Source organism: Hyunsoonleella aquatilis (genome assembly GCF_014270105.1).
GTDB lineage: Bacteria > Bacteroidota > Bacteroidia > Flavobacteriales > Flavobacteriaceae > Jejuia > Jejuia aquatilis.
Map to the genome: position 1 here is coordinate 252,954 of NZ_JACNMF010000005.1, position 20,210 is coordinate 273,163.

Below are 20,210 nucleotides of genomic sequence, written 5' to 3' on the forward strand. Positions count from 1 at the left end.
AAACGAGTTATAAAAATAATAATAAATATTTTAGAAATTATCAGTATTTATGGCAATCTACCGATATTTAGATATAAATAATTCAGTAACCTCTTTCTCCGCTAGAAAAACCCATAACGAAAGTTATGGGTTTCTTTTTTCTACAAAAAACCCAACCATTACTGGCCGGGTTTTAACAACTGATAGTTTGGTTTGATTGATGAAGTTTAGTGATAATCCAGTTCAGTTGTAATTAGTTGATATCTTGTCCGTTTTCTAGTTTCTCAATATTGGCCTGCACCCTGCCTTTACTGGCATCGTTTGGTGCATTTTTAAGGGCACTTCTTAAATAGCCTAAAGCCTTTTTATAGTCGCCCTTGGCGGCATAGCCCCTTGCCAATCCGTAATTTACGGGCCACATATTTTTATTTTTTGAGGCATTCATTTTAAAGATTTCCAAAGCTTTGTCGGTTTCACCATTGGCAATTAAAGTCCTGCCGTACTGATGTATTTGGAAAATTGTGGCATGTTCCAAGGATTCCTTTGCCAGTTTTTCGGCCTCTTCCTTCTTGCCCATCTTATCCAAAATCTTCGATTTAATCTGCAAATTGTTAAAGGTTTTCTGGCTGAAAAACTTTCCTTCAATGGCATCACTTATCCATCCCAAGGCTTCATTTAAATCGCCATCATTATTTAATGCATAGTTTGCCGCTTGCTCCCAACTTGGCCTTGTAAAACCAACTTGACCCTGCAACTGTTGCCTAAAACTATCCAATACAATTTCAGATACATTAACTCCAATTTTAAATGGGATTTGTTTCTTTTCCCAATTTAATGATGCCGTTGTTGAATTCGCCGAAACTTCGTTAAAACTAAAGGTCAGTAATTCGGTATGTGGAATTTCATTAGTAACGACATCAACTCTTAAAGCATCTTCGGAAGGCTCGTAAAAATAGCTACCCCATGCCGTAGAATTATTTGAAAAAATTAAAGTGGCAGTATCGTCTTCTTTAACCACAATATGAAATCCGTAAGTTCCTGCGGCCAAAGGCTCTCCTTCGATAGTCACGTCATCTGAAAAACTAATTGTCGTATTTTCATTAGCACCTGCCCGCCATGGAGATGCCTCTGCTGTACCAAAACCAAGATTGTTCATGCCATAAGGCACCAGTTTTCCCCATATTTCACGGTCGTTCACACTGGGTCTTGAATATTTAATGGTTATTTCAGTAATCCCAACGGTTTGGGATACACTGGCGGCTTGGCTACCCCGCGGGGCATTAAGCTGTGCAAAAGTCTGTAGGCAAACAAATAAAAAAAGAAGAAAGGTTTGGAGGGAATAATAGTTTTTCATGATGAAAGTATTGGTTGTTAGTGTGAACAAGGTATTGACTTATAGGGCGCATGGATGTTAGCGTTTTGTTAATTATGAGCGCCCAACTGTTAATTAACGCTTCCTTAAGAAGACCTTAACATTTTAACATTTCAAACTTTTAGGAGTAATATAGAAACCCCGAACCACCATAAAATCTAAAAACTACCTTTGAATGCTAGGTGCAATATTTTATATTTGCGGTCTTAATAAAAGAATTTCCAGAAACCAACTATCACTAGAACAAACAAACAGGGTATTTCGCTGGTTTCATTTTGATCTTAGGATCAAAAACCGAAATTCTTTTATTTAGATTCCCGTTTTCACGGGAATGACAATTTCAGCGGAAACCCCGATGCAAGCATGCGGGGAATTCTTTTATATTTAAGGCTAAAGATTTATGAAGATTTCATATAACTGGTTGAAGCAATTTATCAATATAAATTGGACTCCCGAACAAACCAGTGAATTACTTACCGATTTAGGTTTGGAAGTTGAGGGCATTGAATCCTACCAATCTATTAAAGGTGGATTGGAAGGCGTGGTGATTGGTAAGGTTATAACTTGCGAAAAGCACCCAAATGCCGATAAACTTAAAGTGACTACTGTTGATATTGGAGGTGAAAGTCCACTACAAATTGTTTGTGGCGCACCAAATGTGGCCACCGGACAAAAGGTACCCGTGGCAACTATTGGCACGACACTATATACTGAAGAAGGTGAATCGTGGACCATTAAAAAAGGTAAGATCCGTGGGGAGGAAAGCCACGGGATGATTTGCGCGGAAGACGAACTCGGTTTGGGCACATCGCACGACGGCATTATGGTTTTGGATGAGAAAATCAAAATCGGCACACCTGCCTCAACTATTTTCCAGGTTGAAAACGACCATGTATTTGAAATTGGTTTAACACCAAATCGCGCCGATGCCATGAGTCATTACGGCACTGCGCGCGACTTGAAGGCTGGTCTTTTTCAAAAGGAAATAAAAGTGGAACTGATTACACCTTCGGTAAGCGCTTTTAATGTCGAAAACCGAACACTTAAAATTGATGTGGAGGTTATTGACAAAGAACTGGCGCCAAGATACTGCGGGGTAACTATTTCGGGGATAAAAGTTGATGAATCACCGGAGTGGCTAAAGCATAGATTGAAAGCCATCGGCCTTAGTCCCATCAATAACGTGGTGGATGCCACAAATTATGTGTTGCACGAATTGGGGCAACCACTGCATGCCTTTGATGCCGTAAAAATTTCGGGCAACAAAGTTGAAGTAAAAACGCTCGAAAAAGGGACAAAGTTTATCTCTTTAGATGGTATTGAACGGGAATTGCATGAAGATGATTTAATGATTTGCGATGCCGAAAAACCTATGTGTATTGCCGGTGTTTTTGGTGGGATTGATTCTGGAGTTACCGAAAGCACCACATCCATTTTCTTGGAAAGCGCCTACTTTAACCCCGTGAGCATCAGAAAAAGTGCAAAACGCCACGGACTGAATACCGATGCTTCATTCCGTTTTGAACGTGGTATTGACCCGAAAATTACGGAATACGCGCTAAAACGTGCCGCCCTCTTGATTCAGGAGTTGGCGGGAGGCGATATCACTAGTGATATTATTGATATTTATCCCAAGAAAATTGAAGATTTTCAAGTGCGCCTAAGTTTTGAAAATGCCAAAAAAATCATCGGAGAAGACATTCCAAAGGAAACTATAAAAGGCATCCTTACCGCATTGGACATAAAAGTAAATAACGTAACCGAAACAGGTTTAGGACTTACAGTACCTTCCTATAGAAACGATGTACAGCGCGAAGCGGATATCATCGAGGAAATCCTAAGAGTGTATGGCTACAACAACATTAGCATCTCTGAAAAGTTGAACGCGTCCATTTCCAGCATGTCTCGCTTTGAAGATTACAAAATTCAAAACACAATTGGGAACCAATTGGTCGCACAAGGGTTTTTCGAAATTCTTTCAAATTCATTGACCTCTCCAAATTATGTTGCTCTGGGTAGAGACTTGAAAGAAGAACATAACATAGAAATGCTGAATCCTTTAAGCAATGATTTATCGGTAATGCGGCAGTCATTATTGTTTTCAGGATTGGAAGCGGTGTCCTACAACATCAATCGTAAAAGACAGGACCTTAAACTATTTGAATTCGGGAAGACCTATCACAATTTTTCAGGTGAAAGAAGTGAAGTAAAGCACTTGACGTTGTTTGCTACCGGGAATCAAAATCCAGAAAGCTGGGCAAATACAAATAAAGGTAAAACCGACTATTTCTTCCTGAAGGGTATTGTCAATGCTGCACTCGAGCGATTAGGGATTTCAAGATACAATGAAGCGCCAATTAAAAATGACCTTTTTAGCGAAGGCGTTTCTATAAATCTTGGGAAAACAAAAATTGTGGAATTCGGTTTGATCAACAAATCCGTCTTAAAGCATTTTGATATCTCTCAAGAGGTAGTTTGTGCCGACTTTAATTGGGATGCGATTTTGGATATCGTAAAACACAACAAAATCACTTTTAAACCTATTCCCAAATACCCTGAAGTACGTCGGGATTTTGCGCTTTTGCTGGATGAAAATATCACTTTTGAATCCATCTACAAAATTGCCAAACAGACCGAAAAGCAATTGTTGAAAAATGTGAATCTATTTGATGTCTATCAAGGTAAAAACCTACCAAAAGGCAAGAAGAGTTATGCGGTTAGCTTTACCCTTCAAGACGAAAAGAAGACCCTTAACGACAAGCAGATAGATAAAATTATGGGCAAACTTCAAAACAATTTTGAAAGGCAACTTGGGGCCGAGTTGCGTTAATTTCAAATTACAGATAATATGGGTTCATTTCGGTTCTTTAGTGCAATACTAGCCTTTGTATTTTCTACGATGGCACTGAATGCACAATCCTCTAAGCTAAAGGACTCCTTAGGAGAAACCCAGCCAAAAAAAACGACATTCAGCCTATTAAAACACGATACAAAACAAACCGCTAGAAGTGTTGCCCATGCTTTTACCAGACCAGTGTATTGGAAAGGTAACGACTTTGGTAAATTAGGAATATTACTCGCTGGTACCGCCTCCTTATCCCTTGCTGACGAAGAAGGAAGGCGTTTTTTTAAAAGGCAACAAGAAGATTTTCCGGGGGTAGTTAGAGATTTTGGTTGGTACTTTGGTAGCCCACAAAATTATTTTATGGCCAATGCTGGCTTGTATGGTTTCGGTTTGTTTACCAAAAATGAACAGATTAGAAAAACGAGCGTACTTATTATTTCCTCTTCCGTGACCAGTGGTTTTTTACAAAGTTTCCTAAAGACTGCCGTGGGCAGGGAAAGACCCGGAGAGGCCGAAGACCCTTTCGGATTTAAACTCTTCTCCAGTCAAGGACGATTCCATTCTTTTCCATCTGGGCATACGGTTTTATCCATGACGATGGCCCACGCCCTTGCGAAACAGTTTGAAAACATATGGGTAAAAGTAGGCATCTATAGTGTTATTGGGGCCATTCCTCCTATTTCAAGACTGATTGACGGTGCGCATTGGCTGACCGATGTTGGGTTCTCGGTTGCACTGAGCATCATCGTTGTAGATAGTATCGATAGGTTTTTGTTCAGTTCGGAAGCCTACGAATATAAAAAACCACCAAAAAAAATAGCGTGGAATCTTCGCTTTGGACCTAATACAATTGGGGTCATCGGCACTTTTTAATTTTGTAAATCTCAGGAAATTTTCGTAAATTTAGAAGGCAACTAAACTTTTGAAGCCATGACAAATTACGTTAAAGTTTTTTCGGGGAATTTTATTGAAGTACAGCGTATTTTCAAATCGCTTGAAGATGTGGGTATTTGTGCTATTATAAAAGATGAATCTGAATCTGGTAGATTGGCAGGTTTTGGAGCCAGTATCCAGGGCTTTCAGGAAATTCATGTGCACAAGGAAGAAATTGATAGGGCAACCCCTATTGTGGAAGCCCTCGTTTCGGAATTGGAAGCCTAATTTACGCCGTTACCGCATACATTTTGTTTCTCAGTTCCTTAATTTTTGAATCCTGCATATACTCATCAAAAGTGGTGTAACGGTCAATGATGCCATTAGGCGTCAATTCAATCACACGATTGGCAACCGTTTGGGCAAACTCGTGGTCATGTGTTGTAAACAAGACAGTTCCTTTAAAGTTTTTTAAAGAGTTATTGAAGGCGGTAATGCTTTCCAAATCCAAATGGTTAGTTGGCTCATCAAGCATTAAAACATTCGCCCTTACCATCATCATGCGACTTAGCATACATCTCACTTTTTCACCTCCCGAAAGCACGCTACATTTTTTCAGCGCTTCCTCTCCACTAAAAATCATTTTACCCAAAAAGCCTCTAATGTAAACTTCTTCACGCTCCTCTTCTGTGGTTGCCCATTGGCGTAACCAATCCACCAAATTTAAATCGCTATCGAAAAACTCGCTATTGTCCAATGGCAAATAGGATTGCGTTGTTGTAACACCCCAGGCGTATTTCCCAGCAATGGCTTTTTCCTTGCCATTGATGATTTGATAGAACGCCGTGGTTGCTCTTGAATCTCTAGAAAACACAACAACCTTATCGCCTTTTGCCAAGTTCAAATCTATTTTATTGAATAATACCTCACCATCCAAAGATGCAGATAGCCCATCAATATTTAAAATCTGGTCACCTGCTTCTCGCTCCCTCTCAAAAATAATAGCGGGATATCGGCGACTTGTTGGACGAATATCAGCAATATTTAGTTTATCGATCATTTTCTTTCTGCTAGTCGCCTGTTTACTTTTAGCCACGTTAGCCGAAAAACGTCGAATAAACTCTTCCAACTCCTTTTTCTTCTCTTCGGCCTTTTTGTTCTGTTGCGCCCTCTGCTTTGCCGCTAACTGAGACGATTCGTACCAAAATGTATAATTTCCAGAGTAATGGTTAATTTTTCCAAAATCGATATCGGAAATATGTGTACAAACCGCATCTAAAAAGTGCCTGTCGTGCGAGACTACTATCACGCAGTTATCATAATTTGCCAAAAAGCTTTCCAACCAAGAAATAGTTTCATAATCCAAATCATTGGTAGGCTCATCCATAATCAGCACATCCGGACTTCCAAATAACGCTTGGGCTAAAAGTACTCGTACCTTTTGCTTTCCATCCAAATCCGCCATCAACGAGTAGTGCAAATCTTCTTTGATGCCCAAATTGGACAACATTGCAGCCGCATCACTATCGGCATTCCATCCGTTCATTTCCTCAAATTGCACTTGCAATTCACCAATCCTATCGGCATTTTCGTCCGAATAATCCGCGTAAAGCGCATCGATTTCAGTTTTAATTTTGAATAAAGGTTTATTACCCATCAAAACCGTTTCCAAAACATTATGTTCATCATATAAATTATGATTTTGCTCCAAAACGGACATACGCTTCCCTGACTCCAAGGACACATGGCCGGAAGTAGGCTCCTGTTTACCCGAAAGAATCCTTAAAAATGTAGATTTTCCAGAGCCGTTGGCACCAATAATACCATAGCAATTGCCGTTATTGAACGTGGTATTTACCTCATCAAACAGCACGCGTTTACCAAACTGAACAGAAAGATTTGAAACTGATAACATAGTCCTCTTTTAAAATTGTGGCAAAAATAGAAAAATCCATCCGATGGATAAAGTCGATACCATTTAATTTTCGCCCTCTTGGGAAAGCCCTAACAATATTTAACAACGCATTAACAGGGAGTTATAAACGCAAAAATTATTTTTGTATCAATAGATGACTAAATCTATTTTTTGAGGAGGGATTTATGAGACTTTATATCTACATCGTATGCGTCGTTTTCACCTTTATAAGTTGCGGTAGGGAAACTTCCGAAAACCTAGTTTTTATTGGCGGTGAAATAATTAATAAAAATACGGACTACGTCATTCTTTATGACGCCAAAGAAGTGATTGACACTATCAGGTTAGATGGTAGAAATCGTTTTTTATATAAGTTTGAAAAAGACTTCAAACCAGGATTCTATACGTTTCGACACGGAGCCGAGGTGCAAATGGTACTTTTGGAACCTGGGGATAGCCTTATGTTTAGACTGAATACTTACGATTTTGACGAATCGTTAGTTTACACTGGTAAAGGCGCAAAAAAGAACAATTATTTGATCAACGATTTTTTAGAGCGTGAAATTGAAGAAAAGGAAATTTTCAAATATTGCCAATTAGACCCAAAGGTTTTTGAAAGGCATTTGGATTCCATCAAGGCAGAAAAAAATATCAAACTTAAAGCTTTCGAGGTCAAATATACACCCTCGGAACTGTTCAGTAAAATTGCTCAGGCCAACATAGATTATGCCTATTACTCCAGCAAGGAGATTTACCCTTTTGTGCATTACGGCTATGATAAAAAGAGCATTATGGAAAGCTTACCAGAGGATTTTTATGCCTATCGAAAGGTCATCAATTATAACGATGAATTCTTTAAGCACAATTTCAACTATATCACTTTCCTAAGATCAAGTTTTAACAATATAGGTTTGGGCTTACACTTGGAACACTCCAAAAAAGACAAGTTCAAATGGATGGATCTGTGCTACAATTTATGTAGGCTCGAGGCTATTGATAGTCTGGTTATCAATCCCGACATTAAAAATGAATTGTTGTACCATTACGGCATCAGCTTCTTGGCGAAAAATAAAAATTTGGAACACAACGATATCGTTCTGAAATCCCTTTTAGCTAAAGGCACAGACAAGAAAAAAAATGATAAGATTGTATCGTACAATGCTTCCGTGAATCGATTAAAAACCGGTGAAAAATTTCCGGAGGTTAAAGTGCTTAATCTGGAAAACAACTCGGTAAGCATCAATAATGTTTTTAATAAACCTTCTGTGGTTTATTTCTGGTCGCACATGTACAAGGATTTCTTTGATAATAGTCACAAACGCGCCAAAGAATTGCGCAAAAAATATCCCGAGGTGGATTTCATTTCGGTAAATATAGATTGCTACAGTACAGACCGATGGCAATCTACTTTAAAAAAGAAAAACTGTTCGCCACAAAACGAATATATGTTTGAAAACTCGGAACAGTCCATCGAACAATTGGCCATTTATCCCCTGACGAAAGTTATTTTGGTAGATAAGGAAAGTACTATAGTTAATGGACACTCAAACATGTTCGAGAGCAGTTTTGAAGAAGAACTTTTAGCCATGCTTAACCGATAGCTGTTTAGCTCATATTTTATTAGAATTTTATTAGAAGTGATTTTTTATAGTTTAATTTTAACACCTTTAAATTATGGAAGAGCAACCAACAAAAGTAAGCCTAGTAGGTAAGAAAGGAAACTATTTCCTCATCAAGTTTCCTAACTTAAAAATTCCTGTTTCAGTCAATAAAAACCTTTATGAGAAAATGCGGAATAGTCCCTTGTATGAATTTATGGATGTGCCAGAGGTTACTGCAAGGGTAAATTCTGCATAATTTTGTGATAAACTTTTATTTTTACGGAGGCTGTTCTTAGAAACAGCCTTTTTACTTTAAAATAAATCAATTCAATTATCTTTGCCCAACATCTTTTTTTATGCGAATCGATATAATCACCGTATTACCAGAACTGCTAAAAAGCCCTTTTGAAGCTTCCATCTTAAAACGGGCCATTGAGGCCGATTTAGTTGAAATCCATTTTCATAATTTACGGGACTATGCTACAGATAATTACAAATCTATTGACGATACACAATTCGGTGGAGGCGCTGGCATGGTGATGATGGTGGAACCGATTGACAAGTGTATTTCAGATTTAAAAACGCAAAGAAATTATGACGAAGTTATCTACATGACACCGGATGGGGAAACCTTAAATCAGGGCATAGCCAATCAAATTTCGTTAAAAGAAAACATTATTATCCTTTGTGGGCATTATAAAGGTGTAGACCAACGCGTGAGGGATCATTTGATTACCAGAGAAATATCCATCGGGGATTTTGTGCTTTCAGGAGGAGAATTAGCGGCAGCCGTACTTTGTGATGCAGTTATCAGATTAATTCCCGGGGTGTTGGGCAATGAAACCTCTGCGCTAACCGATTCCTTTCAAGATAACTTATTGGCACCCCCGATTTACACCAAACCTCGGGAGTACAATGGCTGGAAAGTGCCCGAACTACTCTTTAGTGGTAATTTGCCTAAAATTGAAAAATGGCGGGAGGAGGAGGCTTATAAACGGACTCAGGAACGCCGGCCGGATTTGTTGGAGGAATAAAAAAAAAGACTGAGCAATGCCCAATCTCCTTCGGTATCTTAACTATTAAAATTCAGTTTACCCCTTAAGCCAAGCTTTACGTAAAGCAATTTGAGCTTCCGTAGCGTCAGACTTTTCAATAATGGCTTCCCCTTGAGTATAAGGTTGGGTGGTGGTTGTTTTTATCACCACTTCTTCGCCGTTTCTGTCCAATTTCACCTCAACGTCCTTTCCGGGTTTCCACATAAACACTTGCTGTAATACTTGGTTAGCGTTCATCAAAGTCAACGCGGTACCATTAATTTCCTTAATTACATCATTAGCTTGAGCACCTTGCGCCGACCAAAAGCTGTTTTTCAATACCATATCCGTAAAGAAAATAGTGCCTTTTTGCCCATCACCACTAACAATTGGCGCACCGTTCATCAAAATGTAATTTGTTTCTATTTCAGCTTCCCCAATTTCCAATCCAACTTTTTCAAAAAAGGCGTTGTAGTCAATTGGCAAATCTCCAACAACATGGGTGCTGAAAAATTCACCAATGGATGGATAAGTCATTTCAGTAATTTCTGCTATTAATTTATCATCTTCAAAGGGTTTGTTCTTTCCATATTTGTTGGACAGTTCTTTCATTAAGGATAAAATCCCTCGGTTACCGTTGCTTTCCTCACGCATTAAAATGTCAATGCACATTCCAATCAGTGCCCCTTTTTGGTAAACATTTAAATATTCGTCTTTGTATGGTGCCTTTAAAACATTTTCACTCATAATAGTGAAGCTCATGGCATCGTTCATTCTCTTAGACCCTTGAATCTTTTGCATAATATCTGCGTAAAACTCTTTCTCATCCACTAAGCCTTGGTCCACCTGAAATAGTGTAGCAAAATACTCCGTCACACCCTCATACATCCACAAATGTTTAGAGAATGTTGGGTTGTTATAATCAAAATAATGCACATCCTCGGAGTGTACACTTAAAGGTGTCAAAATATGGAAAAACTCATGCGACACTACGTCTATCATACTGTCTGCCAAAGCCTCGGGCTCCATAGATTCAGGAAAAACCACTACCGTAGACGTATGATGCTCTAAAGCACCAAAACCTTTTGCTGAATCTTCTTTTCCTTCGGACAGATACAAATAAATATCATATCGCGTCGTGGCATTGATATCACCCAAATAGGCCTTTTGGGCTTTCATCATTTTGAAAACCGTTTCTTTCAACGACTTTGCTGAGTGTAGTTTGTTGGGCGAATACACGCTCAGTACAATTTTTATATCGCCAACTTGGAATTCTTCAACATCCAGATTACCATACATCATCGGATTATCTGTAATATCAAAATACCTCGGTGCGAAGTAACTTGTAGTCTTCATAGTGCCGTCATCAGAAGTACTTGAAGCTACATTTTGCAACGCCGAGGTTCTTACAAAATCCGCTGGAGCGGTAACGTCCAATTTATATTGATTGTTTTTTAACGAATCAAAATATCCAATAAAACCATGTAAATTTAATACATAATTGTTTTCCTCAATATTAGTACCTCCAGGGGAAAACGGTTGCTCTTGACCGATGCCTCCTATTTCTTCAATATCAAAAGTATCATTAACGTAATAAATGATTTTATCCAATTCCTTGGCATTTTCAATCGTCCAGCTATTAGTGTCAACTTTTGAAACCTTTAACTCATTTCCAGAATAATCCAATGCCTTAAAACCATCTACATATTTCCCAAAATCACTAACGGAATAGGTCCCAGGAATCACACGGGGCAATCTGTACGTAACGGTTTCAACTGTAAAACGCCCAGGGTTAATCGTCACCGGTGCTTTATCCTCCGTTACTTTTGATAAATCGATATGGGCTGCAATGGGCGTATTAACCGCCAAGTCGTTCGCCTTATTTTTTCCAGCGCCACAACCAAAAAGCACCACGCTAAGACATAGTGACACTACAATTATTCTGATATTCATGTGTAATTATTTTTTAGTTTTTAAAGTGACGCTAAAAATACGGCGTTGTTACGCCATGTTTTCATAAGGTTTTGTTAAAACATACTGACTGCTTTAAGTATATTCGCCTATGCAAAAACCGCTAATGAGTATATTGACCCCGTTTAAGGGTACGGAGGCTTTTATTGCCGAATGTCTTCAATCCATTGTCAATCAAAATTATCAAAATTGGGAACTGCTTATTGTGGATGACCATTCTATGGATAGAAGTTTTGAAATCGTAGATGCATTTGCGCAGAAAGATTCTCGCATAAAACTATTGAAAAACAAAGGTGAGGGCATCATCGATGCACTTAAAACGGCCTATGGACAAAGTTCGGGAGAACTGATTACAAGAATGGATAGTGACGACATCATGACTCCAAACAAACTGTCGGTTTTGGTCGATAACTTATACAAATACGGAAAAGGCCACGTTGCCATCGGGTTGGTGGAATATTTTAGTGCTCATGGTGTTGGCCCAGGCTATAAAAGCTATGAAAATTGGCTGAACGACTTGACAAGAACAGGGAATAATTACAGCGAAATTTATAAAGAGTGCGTGATTCCTTCCCCCTGCTGGATGGTATTTCGGGAAGATTTTGAGGCCTGTGGTGCTTTTGAACCCAATATTTACCCTGAGGATTACGATTTGACGTTTCGGTTTTACAAACATGGATTAAAATGTATCCCTTGTAACCAAACCCTCCACAAATGGCGCGATTACAGCACTAGGACTTCCCGAACGCATGTGCACTACGCCCAAAATCATTTTACAACATTGAAAGTGCACCACTTTTTGGATATTGATTATGACCAATCTAAAAGATTGGCGATTTGGGGTGCGGGCACCAAAGGAAAACTGATGGCCAGTCTATTTTTAGAGCGGGATATCCCTTTTGAATGGATATGCGATAACCCGAATAAAATTGGAAAAGCTATTTATGGGAAAACACTATTAAATTTTGATGCACTTGTTAACATCAAAAACCCGCAAAGCCTCATTACTGTTGCCAATAAAACAGCTCAAAAAGAAATTAGGGCTTATTTATCTAAATTGAATTTAAAACCTTTTGAAGATTTTATTTTCTTCTGTTAGCTTATCGAGAATATAAAAATTACGTAGATTTGACAAATCAAAAAAATAAATGCAGTTTAAATACCCCGAACTTCTTTACGCATTATTTTTACTGCTTATCCCCATTATTGTCCATTTATTTCAGCTTCGGAAATTCAAGAAAGTGCCGTTTACCAATGTGGCCTTTTTAAAAAACGTGAACATTCAAACGCGAAAAAGTTCGCAACTTAAAAAATGGTTGACACTAATTACCAGATTGTTGTTATTTGCACTTATCATTCTTGCGTTTGCGCAACCCTATTTTTCAAAAAACGACACCTTAAATAAACCCCAAGAAACGGTTATCTACTTGGACAATTCCTTTAGTATGCAGGCAAAAGGAGCTAATGGCCCTCTGCTCAAGAGAGCTGTACAGGACATCATTTCCAATATTCCTGAGAGCCAAAATATCTCGATAGTTACCAATTCAAAAACCTATAAAAACACCTCTGTCAATGCTGTCAAAAATGAATTGTTGGGATTGGAATATGAATCCAAACAGCCTTCCTTTAATGCAATTTTGTTGAAGTCCAGAAACCTCTTCAGTAAAGAAGCTTCTTCTATAAAAAACCTCATTTTTATTTCTGATTTTCAAGATAGAAGTGACGATTTTCAAAAAGAAAGAGATTCCTCGATTAGTTTTTATGCTGTAAAATTAAACCCTGTCAATACACAAAACGTCTCAGTGGACAGCGCCTTCATTTCAGAAGTGACGCCTACCAAATTAGAACTCACAACCATCCTTAAAAATACGGGCAACGCCATAGACAATCTGCCAATTTCCCTTTTAAATGACGGTAATTTAATTGCGAAAACCTCTACCTCTGTGGATTCCGAAGCAACGGTTACTTTTTCCCTTCCCGCCAATGAGGCCATAAATGGGGAAATCACCATCAACGATACACATTTGCAATTTGATAATCGATTGTATTTCAACATTAATGCTACTGACAATATAAACGTTTTGGCGATTGGCGAAACTGATGCCGACTTTTTAAAGCGAATTTTTTTGGATGGTGAATTTACCTTTATGCAAACATCACCAAAAGCATTGAATTACAATAGTATTTCTTCGCAAAGCCTTATCGTTTTAAACGCTCTTAAAACAATACCTCCTACCCTTGTTTCGTCCCTAAAAACTTTTACTGACAACGGTGGCACATTGCAGGTCATCCCCTCTGAAAACATTTCCGTTGAAAGCTATAACCTCCTACTGAACCCTTATGGTTTAGGCCTTTTGGACGATGTCGCTTCTGAAAAACGCATTACCACTATCAACTATGGACATCCGCTTTATAATAAAGGTGTTTTTGAAAAACAGGTCAAGAATTTTCAATACCCAAAAGTAAACGCCTTTTACAACACACTTTCCAATAGCGGAACATCTGCACTATCTTTTGAAGACGGAAAACCTTTTTTAATATCGAAAGGAAATATTTTTCTTTTGACCGCTTCTATTGAAACCGAAAATTCAAACTTCAAAAATTCGCCGTTAATTGTACCAACCTTTTATAACATCGCCAAACAGAGCTTTAAAACACCAAACCTTTACTATTCCATAGGTGAGCAAAATGAGTATGAAGTAAAAGCAACATTAAAAAATGATGGGATCCTATCACTCAAAAACACGGAATTAAACTTTATACCGAGACAACAGAATTTTAACAATAAAGTAGTGATTACCACGGAAGAACTGCCATCCAAAGCGGGTACTTACAGCATTGTAAATAATGGTGATACCTTCGAAAATGTTAGCTATAATTACAGTAGAACGGAAAGCAATTTAAGCTATACCGATTTGGGTTCCATTGAAGGTTTAAATGTTGATTCATCCATCACTGCGGTTTTTGATACATTAAAAAGTGAGACCAAAATTAATGCCTTGTGGAAATGGTTTGTTACTTTTGCACTGATCCTGCTGATCGCAGAAATGCTCATCTTAAAATATTTTAAATGAACATATTGATAAAATCCGCCACGATACTAGATTCTAAAAGCGATTTTCATAACACTACCCAAGATATTTTAGTTGAAAACGGATTGATTTCCAAAATTGGACAAAACCTTAAAAACCCAAAAAAATACCGTGAAATCACTTTTGAAAACCTTCATGTGTCGCAAGGCTGGTTTGACAGTAGTGTATGTTTTGGTGAGCCCGGTTTTGAAGAGCGGGAGACCATTGAAAATGGAATAAAAACGGCATCGCTTTCCGGATTTACTACTATAGCTTTAAATCCAAATACAAACCCGGTAATTGATACAAGTTCAGATGTGGCTTTTGTGAAATCTAAAGCTGAAAAAAAAGCAGTTAATGTATTGCCCATTGGTGCCTTGACACAAAATAGTAATGGGAAGGATTTGGCAGAGCTTTTCGATATGAAAAATGCCGGAGCAGTTGCATTTTATGATTATAAAAAGCCAATCTCAAACCCCAATCTTTTAAAGGTAGCTTTACAATATGCGAGTAATTTTGGGGGCTTGGTTTGTTCCTTTCCACAGGAAAACCAAATTGCAGGTTTGGGAGTGATGAACGAGCATGTTACCAGTACCTCATTGGGCTTAAAAGGGAATCCGGCTTTAGCAGAAGAACTTCAAGTGGCAAGGGATTTATTCCTTTTAGAATACACTGAGGGCAAATTGCATATCCCGACGATTTCCACAGCAAAAAGTGTTGCATTGATTAGAGAGGCAAAACAGAAAAAACTGGATGTGAGTTGTAGTGTAGCTATTCACAACCTTTATTTTTCAGATGAAAACTTAATAGGTTTCGACACGAATTTCAAGGTGACACCTCCCCTACGCACCCAAACGGATATTGATGCTTTAATCGAAGGTGTTAAGGATGGGACCATTGATATGGTGACCAGTGACCATAATCCATTGGATATTGAGTTGAAAAAAATCGAATTTGACCATGCCGACTATGGCACCATTGGCCTGGAAAGTGCTTTTGGGGCATTACAAAATATCTTTACTCTGAAAAAAACCATTTCAATTTTGACCAGTGGTAAAGGACGTTTTGGAATTTCAGCATCACCAATCAACGAAGGCAATCCTCTCAATATTGCGCTTTTCAACCCTAACGGCACTTATGAATTTGGAAACGAGTATATTGTTTCAAAATCTAATAACGCCATCTTTAAAGGTGAAACTCTCAAGGGTAAAGTATATGGCATTGTGGCCAATAAAAAAGCTGTATTAAAATAAAATGACGCAACAAGAAATTCAAGAAGGTAAAACTTTTGCAATTGTGGCCTACATTACCTTTATAGGCCTAATTGTAGCAATCATAAAAAACCTAAATCAGAAAAATCCATTCACTGCATTTCACGTGCGCCAAATGATTGGATTAGTATTGCTTTTGATTTTTTCGAACCTGACGGAAAAATACGTTAACAGTTGGCTTGGCACTATATTGTGGTTTGGTACATTTGCGTTTTGGGTTTATGGCCTTATTACTGCTGTTCGAGGTGAGACTAAGCTTATTCCTTTCTTTGGAAAACTGTTTCAGGAATGGTTTCAAAATATTGGAAAATAAATGTTGTACACTTCTCTTTCTTTAGATTATGTCTTGAGGCCATCTACCCTCGATAAAAATCCCCCACTACTGATTATGCTCCATGGCTACGGTAGTGACGAAAATGATTTGTTCTCATTTGCAAGTGAGCTTCCAGAGGAACTTTTGATTATTTCCGCAAGGGCCCCATATCGCATGCAACCTTTTGGGAATGCTTGGTACGCCATCAATTTTGATGCCGATAAAGGCAAATGGAACGATAATGTTCAAGCCAAACAATCTGTAGATTTAATTGCGAAATTCATTGACGAAGTTGTATCTAAATACGATATCGGAAAAGACAATATCAACCTTTTGGGCTTTAGCCAGGGCACAATTCTAAGTTATGCCGTGGCGTTGACCTATCCTGAAAAAGTCAAAAATATTATTGCGCTTAGCGGTTACATCAATCATGATGTTTTGCCCAAAGATATCGGCAAAAAAGATTATTCCCATTTAGATTTTTACTGCTCCCATGGCAGTGTTGATCAGGTAATTCCTGTAGATTGGGCCAGACAGACGCAACCTTTTTTAAATTCGGTGAACATTAAAAATGTGTACTCCGAATTTCCAGTGGGTCATGGGGTGGCTCCTCAAAACTTTTATGAATTTAAAACGTGGCTCGAGCAACGTTTATAGGTAAGTTTAATCCGGACAAAGTATCCGTTTGACTGAAACCCTTATACTCCATCTTTATTTCATCGAAAATCTTTGTAACTCAAGGAAATACATTTGTTTTTGTTTAATTTTTTTCTATTTTTGTTAGACATTATCTTAATGTAAATTTGCTATGAAATCTACAAAATCACTTTATAAGGCCGTGGATCCCTATGGAATTATCATTGCTTTTATGATGATTTTTATTTGGTTTTTTTCGCTCTACACACTTTTAATTTGGGACATCAGCTATGCAAATCCATTGGTTTATTTAGCTATTCTTTTACAGACACATTTGTACACTGGATTGTTTATTACGGCTCATGACGCCATGCACGGCTCTGTATCCAAAAACAGAAAATGGAATACCCTAATTGGCTGGATAACCTCTATGCTATTCGCCTTCAATTTTTATGATAGATTACTGGTAAAGCATCATGAACATCATCGATTCGTAGCTTCTGACAAAGACCCTGACTTCCATGAATCGGGTAAGTTTTGGCCTTGGTATTGGAGTTTTATTAAAAAGTACACCACGCTGAAACAATTAATTTTGATGACTATCTCCCTCCAATTATTGCGATTGATTTTCCCTCTGGATAATCTGTTATTATTTTGGATTCTCCCTGGCATATTGTCTACTTTCCAGCTCTTTTATTTTGGCACCTATGTACCTCACAAAGATGGGCATGACCATGACAATAAGCACCACTCTTCTTCTTTGGAGAAAAATCATATTTGGGCCTTTTTGAGTTGCTATTTTTTTGGATACCACTACGAGCATCATGATGCTCCCGGCGTACCTTGGTGGCGTTTGTGGAAAGTAAAACAGTAAGTTTTCAGGACTTGAGTCAATTTATAAATGGTAGCTCATCCGGATATTCCAAAAAAAAATCCGGCAACAACCGGATTTCTAATCACTATATATTTTATGTTTCTAGCTATTCACGACCAATCTAAACCCTTCCCCGTGAATATTCAAAATTTCAACCTTGTCATCAGGCTTTAGGTATTTTCGGAGTTTGGCAATGTAAACATCCATGCTTCTAGAAGTAAAATAATTATCATCGCGCCAAATCTTGGTCAATGCTAATTCACGAGGCATTAGGTCATTTTCATGTAACGCCAACAAGCGCAACAATTCATTCTCTTTAGGAGAAAGTTTTGTTGGCTCTCCCCCATCAAAACGTAAAAACCGTAGTTTGGAATTCAAATGGAAACGGCCAATTTCAAACTCAAACTGCTTGCTATCTGAAATGGTTTCTGTAGCCTTTCGTTGCATAATGGCCTTAATTTTCATTAGCAACACTTCGCTATCAAACGGCTTGTTTAAATAATCGTCCGCCCCTACTTTATAGCCTTTTAATACATCTTCCTTCATCGCTTTTGCAGTCAAAAAAACAATCGGTACATCTGTATTTTTTTCACGGATTTCCTTGGCCAGAGTAAATCCGTCCTTATATGGCATCATCACGTCCAAAATGCATAAATCGTAATCGTCCTTCTTAAATTTTTCAAAGCCCTCCATGCCATTTTTGGCATGCACCACATCATAGTCGTTCATCATTAAATAATCCCGAAGCACCGTTCCGAAATTCGGATCGTCCTCAACCAATAAAATTTTCTTGTTTTGCTCTTCCATATGTTTATGATATTAAGGGAAGCTTTATCGTAAAAGTACTTCCTTTTCCTTTTTCACTTTCTACAGACACAAATCCTTGATGGTCATCCACTATGCGCTTTACATAGGCCAATCCCAATCCATGCCCTTTTACATTATGTATGTTTCCGGTATGTTCTCTGTAGAACTTTTCGAAAACTCTTTTGGCCGCTGCTTTACTCATACCGCTGCCCTGGTCTTGTATTTTTAATAATATATTAGTACCGACGTTTTCAGTAAACACGTCAATTTGTGGTGCTTCAGGTGAATATTTAATGGCGTTATCCAACATGTTTACTATCACATTTGTAAAATGGGTTTCATTAGCCAAAACAGTCGAATAATCCGCATCCAAATGTGTTTTTATATACCCTTGTCTGTCCTCAACAATTAGTTCTACATGAGTGATAGCGTCTGCAACCAAATCATGTAAATCCACCCTATCCTTGCTGATATTCAGCTCGTTTTTTTCCAGTTTAGATATTCTCAACACATTTTCAACCTGCGCGTGCATCCTTTTGTTTTCTTCTTTGATCATATTCAGATAACGCACTACCTTTTTCTGATCCTCAATAATTTTCGGGTTCTTAATTGCATCCAATGCTAAATTTATGGTAGCAATTGGTGTTTTGAACTCGTGGGTCATATTGTTGATAAAATCCGTTTTAATTTGTGATATTTTACGCTGTTTCACCAATTGGAACAAAGCACTTGAATAGGCCAAAACGATAATCAAAGTGAATACTACCGATAACATAATCATTCCAATAATTGACGACAAAATAAATTTATGGTCATCTGGAAAATTCACCAAAAGTTTATAGTTACTCTGATTATTTTCGTCATAAAAAACGGGGACACTAAAAGTTGATTTTTCATCTTTTTCGAAACCCTCGCTGTAAACTTTAGTAGCCAAATCCCTGCTATAAACCGCAAATTCAAAGTCGATATCAATACCATTTTCCTTTAATTTTTTGGACAATAATTCTGATATATCCTCCTTGGAAACTCTTTTATGCACAGGGATAGTCTTTGCAAACGCCCGAAGGTTATTATAGAAATAATTCTTTTCGGCATCCCTTAAACGACCGCTGTTAATAATATTCAAAATCGGGTTGGGCTTAAGATCCCTATCATTCAAATTGGCGTTATCGTACACCTCAATTTTTGAAGTCCCAATAATATTCCTAATATCAATACTATCTAAACCGATGTCAAAGAGCGATGAAGATAATTTGTAATTATCTTCCAGCACATTACTTTTATAGATTAACGTTTCCTTTGTACTGTTATTTTGCTGATAAATAAACAGTTGGGAAACTGCCGCGGAGTCCTTTTTCTTTTCACTGTCCAGACTTTGAAAACGCTGAAAATAGGTATCCAACTCCTTTTTTTCAATGGCATTAGATACATAGCTCAATGCACTTTTTACATTGAACTTAAAGCGGTCCTTTTCATTTTCAACAGCACCATTGATAAAAAACACCTGAACAAAAATGATTCCTACAAGCGACGCACTCATCAATATTATCAGCAGGACAAAAACTTTTTTGCTCATTACCCAAAATTAACATTTTAACATTTAGTCAACTTATCATTTAACCTTACATTAACAAAAATGCCAAAACAG

At 37.9% G+C, this 20,210-nt stretch carries 17 protein-coding genes; 12 read left to right on the forward strand and 5 right to left on the reverse strand.

Translation table 11 applies throughout. The features are described 5' to 3' along the window. Positions 1-232: 232 nt before the first annotated feature. Positions 233-1,333, reverse strand: coding sequence for a DUF2911 domain-containing protein (locus H7U19_RS14995; RefSeq protein WP_186563683.1), 1,101 nt, complete (start codon positions 1,331-1,333; stop codon positions 233-235). 418 nt (positions 1,334-1,751) lie between these two features. On the opposite strand from H7U19_RS14995, the gene pheT reads away from it, so the two are divergent. Genes pheT through H7U19_RS15010 form a run of 3 tightly spaced genes read left to right on the forward strand, consistent with a single transcriptional unit; the run spans position 1,752 to position 5,357 of the window. Next, entirely contained in the window at positions 1,752-4,181 is a 2,430-nt protein-coding gene (gene pheT / locus H7U19_RS15000) for a phenylalanine--tRNA ligase subunit beta (protein ID WP_186563684.1), read from the forward strand. An 18-nt stretch (positions 4,182-4,199) separates the two neighbouring features. Beyond that, positions 4,200-5,069 carry a phosphatase PAP2 family protein gene (locus H7U19_RS15005; protein ID WP_186563685.1) on the forward strand — a complete coding sequence of 290 codons (870 nt, stop codon included), beginning with the start codon at positions 4,200-4,202 and terminating at the stop codon, positions 5,067-5,069. A gap of 57 nt (positions 5,070-5,126) precedes the next feature. Beyond that, a complete protein-coding gene (locus H7U19_RS15010) occupies positions 5,127-5,357 on the forward strand; it encodes a putative signal transducing protein (RefSeq protein WP_186563686.1) in 231 nt (76 codons plus the stop codon). Between the two features lies 1 nt (position 5,358). Here H7U19_RS15010 and H7U19_RS15015 read toward each other — a convergent pair whose 3' ends face one another. Beyond that, positions 5,359-6,984, reverse strand: coding sequence for an ABC-F family ATP-binding cassette domain-containing protein (locus tag H7U19_RS15015; protein ID WP_186563687.1), 1,626 nt, complete (start codon positions 6,982-6,984; stop codon positions 5,359-5,361). 185 nt (positions 6,985-7,169) lie between these two features. On the opposite strand from H7U19_RS15015, the gene H7U19_RS15020 reads away from it, so the two are divergent. The 3 genes from H7U19_RS15020 (at position 7,170) to trmD (ending at position 9,619) form a co-directional block, all read left to right on the forward strand. Then, positions 7,170-8,585 carry a TlpA family protein disulfide reductase gene (locus H7U19_RS15020; protein ID WP_186563688.1) on the forward strand — a complete coding sequence of 472 codons (1,416 nt, stop codon included), beginning with the start codon at positions 7,170-7,172 and terminating at the stop codon, positions 8,583-8,585. 73 nt (positions 8,586-8,658) lie between these two features. Next, positions 8,659-8,841: a hypothetical protein gene (locus H7U19_RS15025; protein ID WP_186563689.1), complete on the forward strand. Its 183-nt coding sequence runs from the start codon at positions 8,659-8,661 to the stop codon at positions 8,839-8,841. A 100-nt stretch (positions 8,842-8,941) separates the two neighbouring features. Further along, entirely contained in the window at positions 8,942-9,619 is a 678-nt protein-coding gene (gene trmD / locus H7U19_RS15030) for a tRNA (guanosine(37)-N1)-methyltransferase TrmD (RefSeq protein ID WP_186563690.1), read from the forward strand. 57 nt (positions 9,620-9,676) lie between these two features. Here the strand turns inward: trmD and H7U19_RS15035 are convergent, their stop codons facing one another. Then, a complete protein-coding gene (locus H7U19_RS15035; protein ID WP_186563691.1) occupies positions 9,677-11,572 on the reverse strand; it encodes a M61 family metallopeptidase in 1,896 nt (631 codons plus the stop codon). A gap of 124 nt (positions 11,573-11,696) precedes the next feature. On the opposite strand from H7U19_RS15035, the gene H7U19_RS15040 reads away from it, so the two are divergent. The 6 genes from H7U19_RS15040 to H7U19_RS15065 all read left to right on the forward strand — a co-directional run bounded on the left by H7U19_RS15040 (position 11,697) and on the right by H7U19_RS15065 (position 17,755). Beyond that, a complete protein-coding gene (locus tag H7U19_RS15040) occupies positions 11,697-12,689 on the forward strand; it encodes a glycosyltransferase family 2 protein (RefSeq protein WP_343069111.1) in 993 nt (330 codons plus the stop codon). A gap of 49 nt (positions 12,690-12,738) precedes the next feature. Further along, positions 12,739-14,664 carry a vWA domain-containing protein gene (locus H7U19_RS15045; protein ID WP_186563693.1) on the forward strand — a complete coding sequence of 642 codons (1,926 nt, stop codon included), beginning with the start codon at positions 12,739-12,741 and terminating at the stop codon, positions 14,662-14,664. Continuing rightward, entirely contained in the window at positions 14,661-15,914 is a 1,254-nt protein-coding gene (locus H7U19_RS15050) for a dihydroorotase (protein WP_186563694.1), read from the forward strand. The genes H7U19_RS15045 and H7U19_RS15050 overlap by 4 nt, the downstream gene beginning before the upstream one ends. A gap of 1 nt (position 15,915) precedes the next feature. Further along, positions 15,916-16,245: a hypothetical protein gene (locus H7U19_RS15055; RefSeq protein WP_186563695.1), complete on the forward strand. Its 330-nt coding sequence runs from the start codon at positions 15,916-15,918 to the stop codon at positions 16,243-16,245. Next, on the forward strand, positions 16,246-16,902 hold the full coding sequence (locus H7U19_RS15060; RefSeq protein WP_186563696.1) for an alpha/beta hydrolase: 657 nt from the start codon (positions 16,246-16,248) through the stop codon (positions 16,900-16,902). Between the two features lie 151 nt (positions 16,903-17,053). After that, positions 17,054-17,755, forward strand: coding sequence for a fatty acid desaturase (locus H7U19_RS15065; protein WP_186563697.1), 702 nt, complete (start codon positions 17,054-17,056; stop codon positions 17,753-17,755). Between the two features lie 102 nt (positions 17,756-17,857). Here H7U19_RS15065 and H7U19_RS15070 read toward each other — a convergent pair whose 3' ends face one another. Both H7U19_RS15070 and H7U19_RS15075 read right to left on the reverse strand, forming a co-directional pair. Further along, positions 17,858-18,562, reverse strand: a complete 705-nt coding sequence (locus H7U19_RS15070) for a response regulator transcription factor (RefSeq protein WP_186563698.1) — start codon at positions 18,560-18,562, stop codon at positions 17,858-17,860. A gap of 4 nt (positions 18,563-18,566) precedes the next feature. Then, positions 18,567-20,138 (reverse strand): sensor histidine kinase, encoded by a 1,572-nt coding sequence (locus H7U19_RS15075; RefSeq protein WP_186563699.1) that lies wholly within the window; start codon positions 20,136-20,138, stop codon positions 18,567-18,569. Positions 20,139-20,210: the final 72 nt, after the last annotated feature.

What these genes read in the sequence shown, in the direction of transcription:
- H7U19_RS14995 (WP_186563683.1), bottom strand. Translation starts at nt 1,333, where the DNA reads ATGAAAAACTATTATTCCCTCCAAACCTTTCTTCTTTTTTTATTTGTT.
- pheT (WP_186563684.1), top strand. Translation starts at nt 1,752, where the DNA reads ATGAAGATTTCATATAACTGGTTGAAGCAATTTATCAATATAAATTGG.
- H7U19_RS15005 (WP_186563685.1), top strand. Translation starts at nt 4,200, where the DNA reads ATGGGTTCATTTCGGTTCTTTAGTGCAATACTAGCCTTTGTATTTTCT.
- H7U19_RS15010 (WP_186563686.1), top strand. Translation starts at nt 5,127, where the DNA reads ATGACAAATTACGTTAAAGTTTTTTCGGGGAATTTTATTGAAGTACAG.
- H7U19_RS15015 (WP_186563687.1), bottom strand. Translation starts at nt 6,984, where the DNA reads ATGTTATCAGTTTCAAATCTTTCTGTTCAGTTTGGTAAACGCGTGCTG.
- H7U19_RS15020 (WP_186563688.1), top strand. Translation starts at nt 7,170, where the DNA reads ATGAGACTTTATATCTACATCGTATGCGTCGTTTTCACCTTTATAAGT.
- H7U19_RS15025 (WP_186563689.1), top strand. Translation starts at nt 8,659, where the DNA reads ATGGAAGAGCAACCAACAAAAGTAAGCCTAGTAGGTAAGAAAGGAAAC.
- trmD (WP_186563690.1), top strand. Translation starts at nt 8,942, where the DNA reads ATGCGAATCGATATAATCACCGTATTACCAGAACTGCTAAAAAGCCCT.
- H7U19_RS15035 (WP_186563691.1), bottom strand. Translation starts at nt 11,572, where the DNA reads ATGAATATCAGAATAATTGTAGTGTCACTATGTCTTAGCGTGGTGCTT.
- H7U19_RS15040 (WP_343069111.1), top strand. Translation starts at nt 11,697, where the DNA reads ATGAGTATATTGACCCCGTTTAAGGGTACGGAGGCTTTTATTGCCGAA.
- H7U19_RS15045 (WP_186563693.1), top strand. Translation starts at nt 12,739, where the DNA reads ATGCAGTTTAAATACCCCGAACTTCTTTACGCATTATTTTTACTGCTT.
- H7U19_RS15050 (WP_186563694.1), top strand. Translation starts at nt 14,661, where the DNA reads ATGAACATATTGATAAAATCCGCCACGATACTAGATTCTAAAAGCGAT.
- H7U19_RS15055 (WP_186563695.1), top strand. Translation starts at nt 15,916, where the DNA reads ATGACGCAACAAGAAATTCAAGAAGGTAAAACTTTTGCAATTGTGGCC.
- H7U19_RS15060 (WP_186563696.1), top strand. Translation starts at nt 16,246, where the DNA reads ATGTTGTACACTTCTCTTTCTTTAGATTATGTCTTGAGGCCATCTACC.
- H7U19_RS15065 (WP_186563697.1), top strand. Translation starts at nt 17,054, where the DNA reads ATGAAATCTACAAAATCACTTTATAAGGCCGTGGATCCCTATGGAATT.
- H7U19_RS15070 (WP_186563698.1), bottom strand. Translation starts at nt 18,562, where the DNA reads ATGGAAGAGCAAAACAAGAAAATTTTATTGGTTGAGGACGATCCGAAT.
- H7U19_RS15075 (WP_186563699.1), bottom strand. Translation starts at nt 20,138, where the DNA reads ATGAGCAAAAAAGTTTTTGTCCTGCTGATAATATTGATGAGTGCGTCG.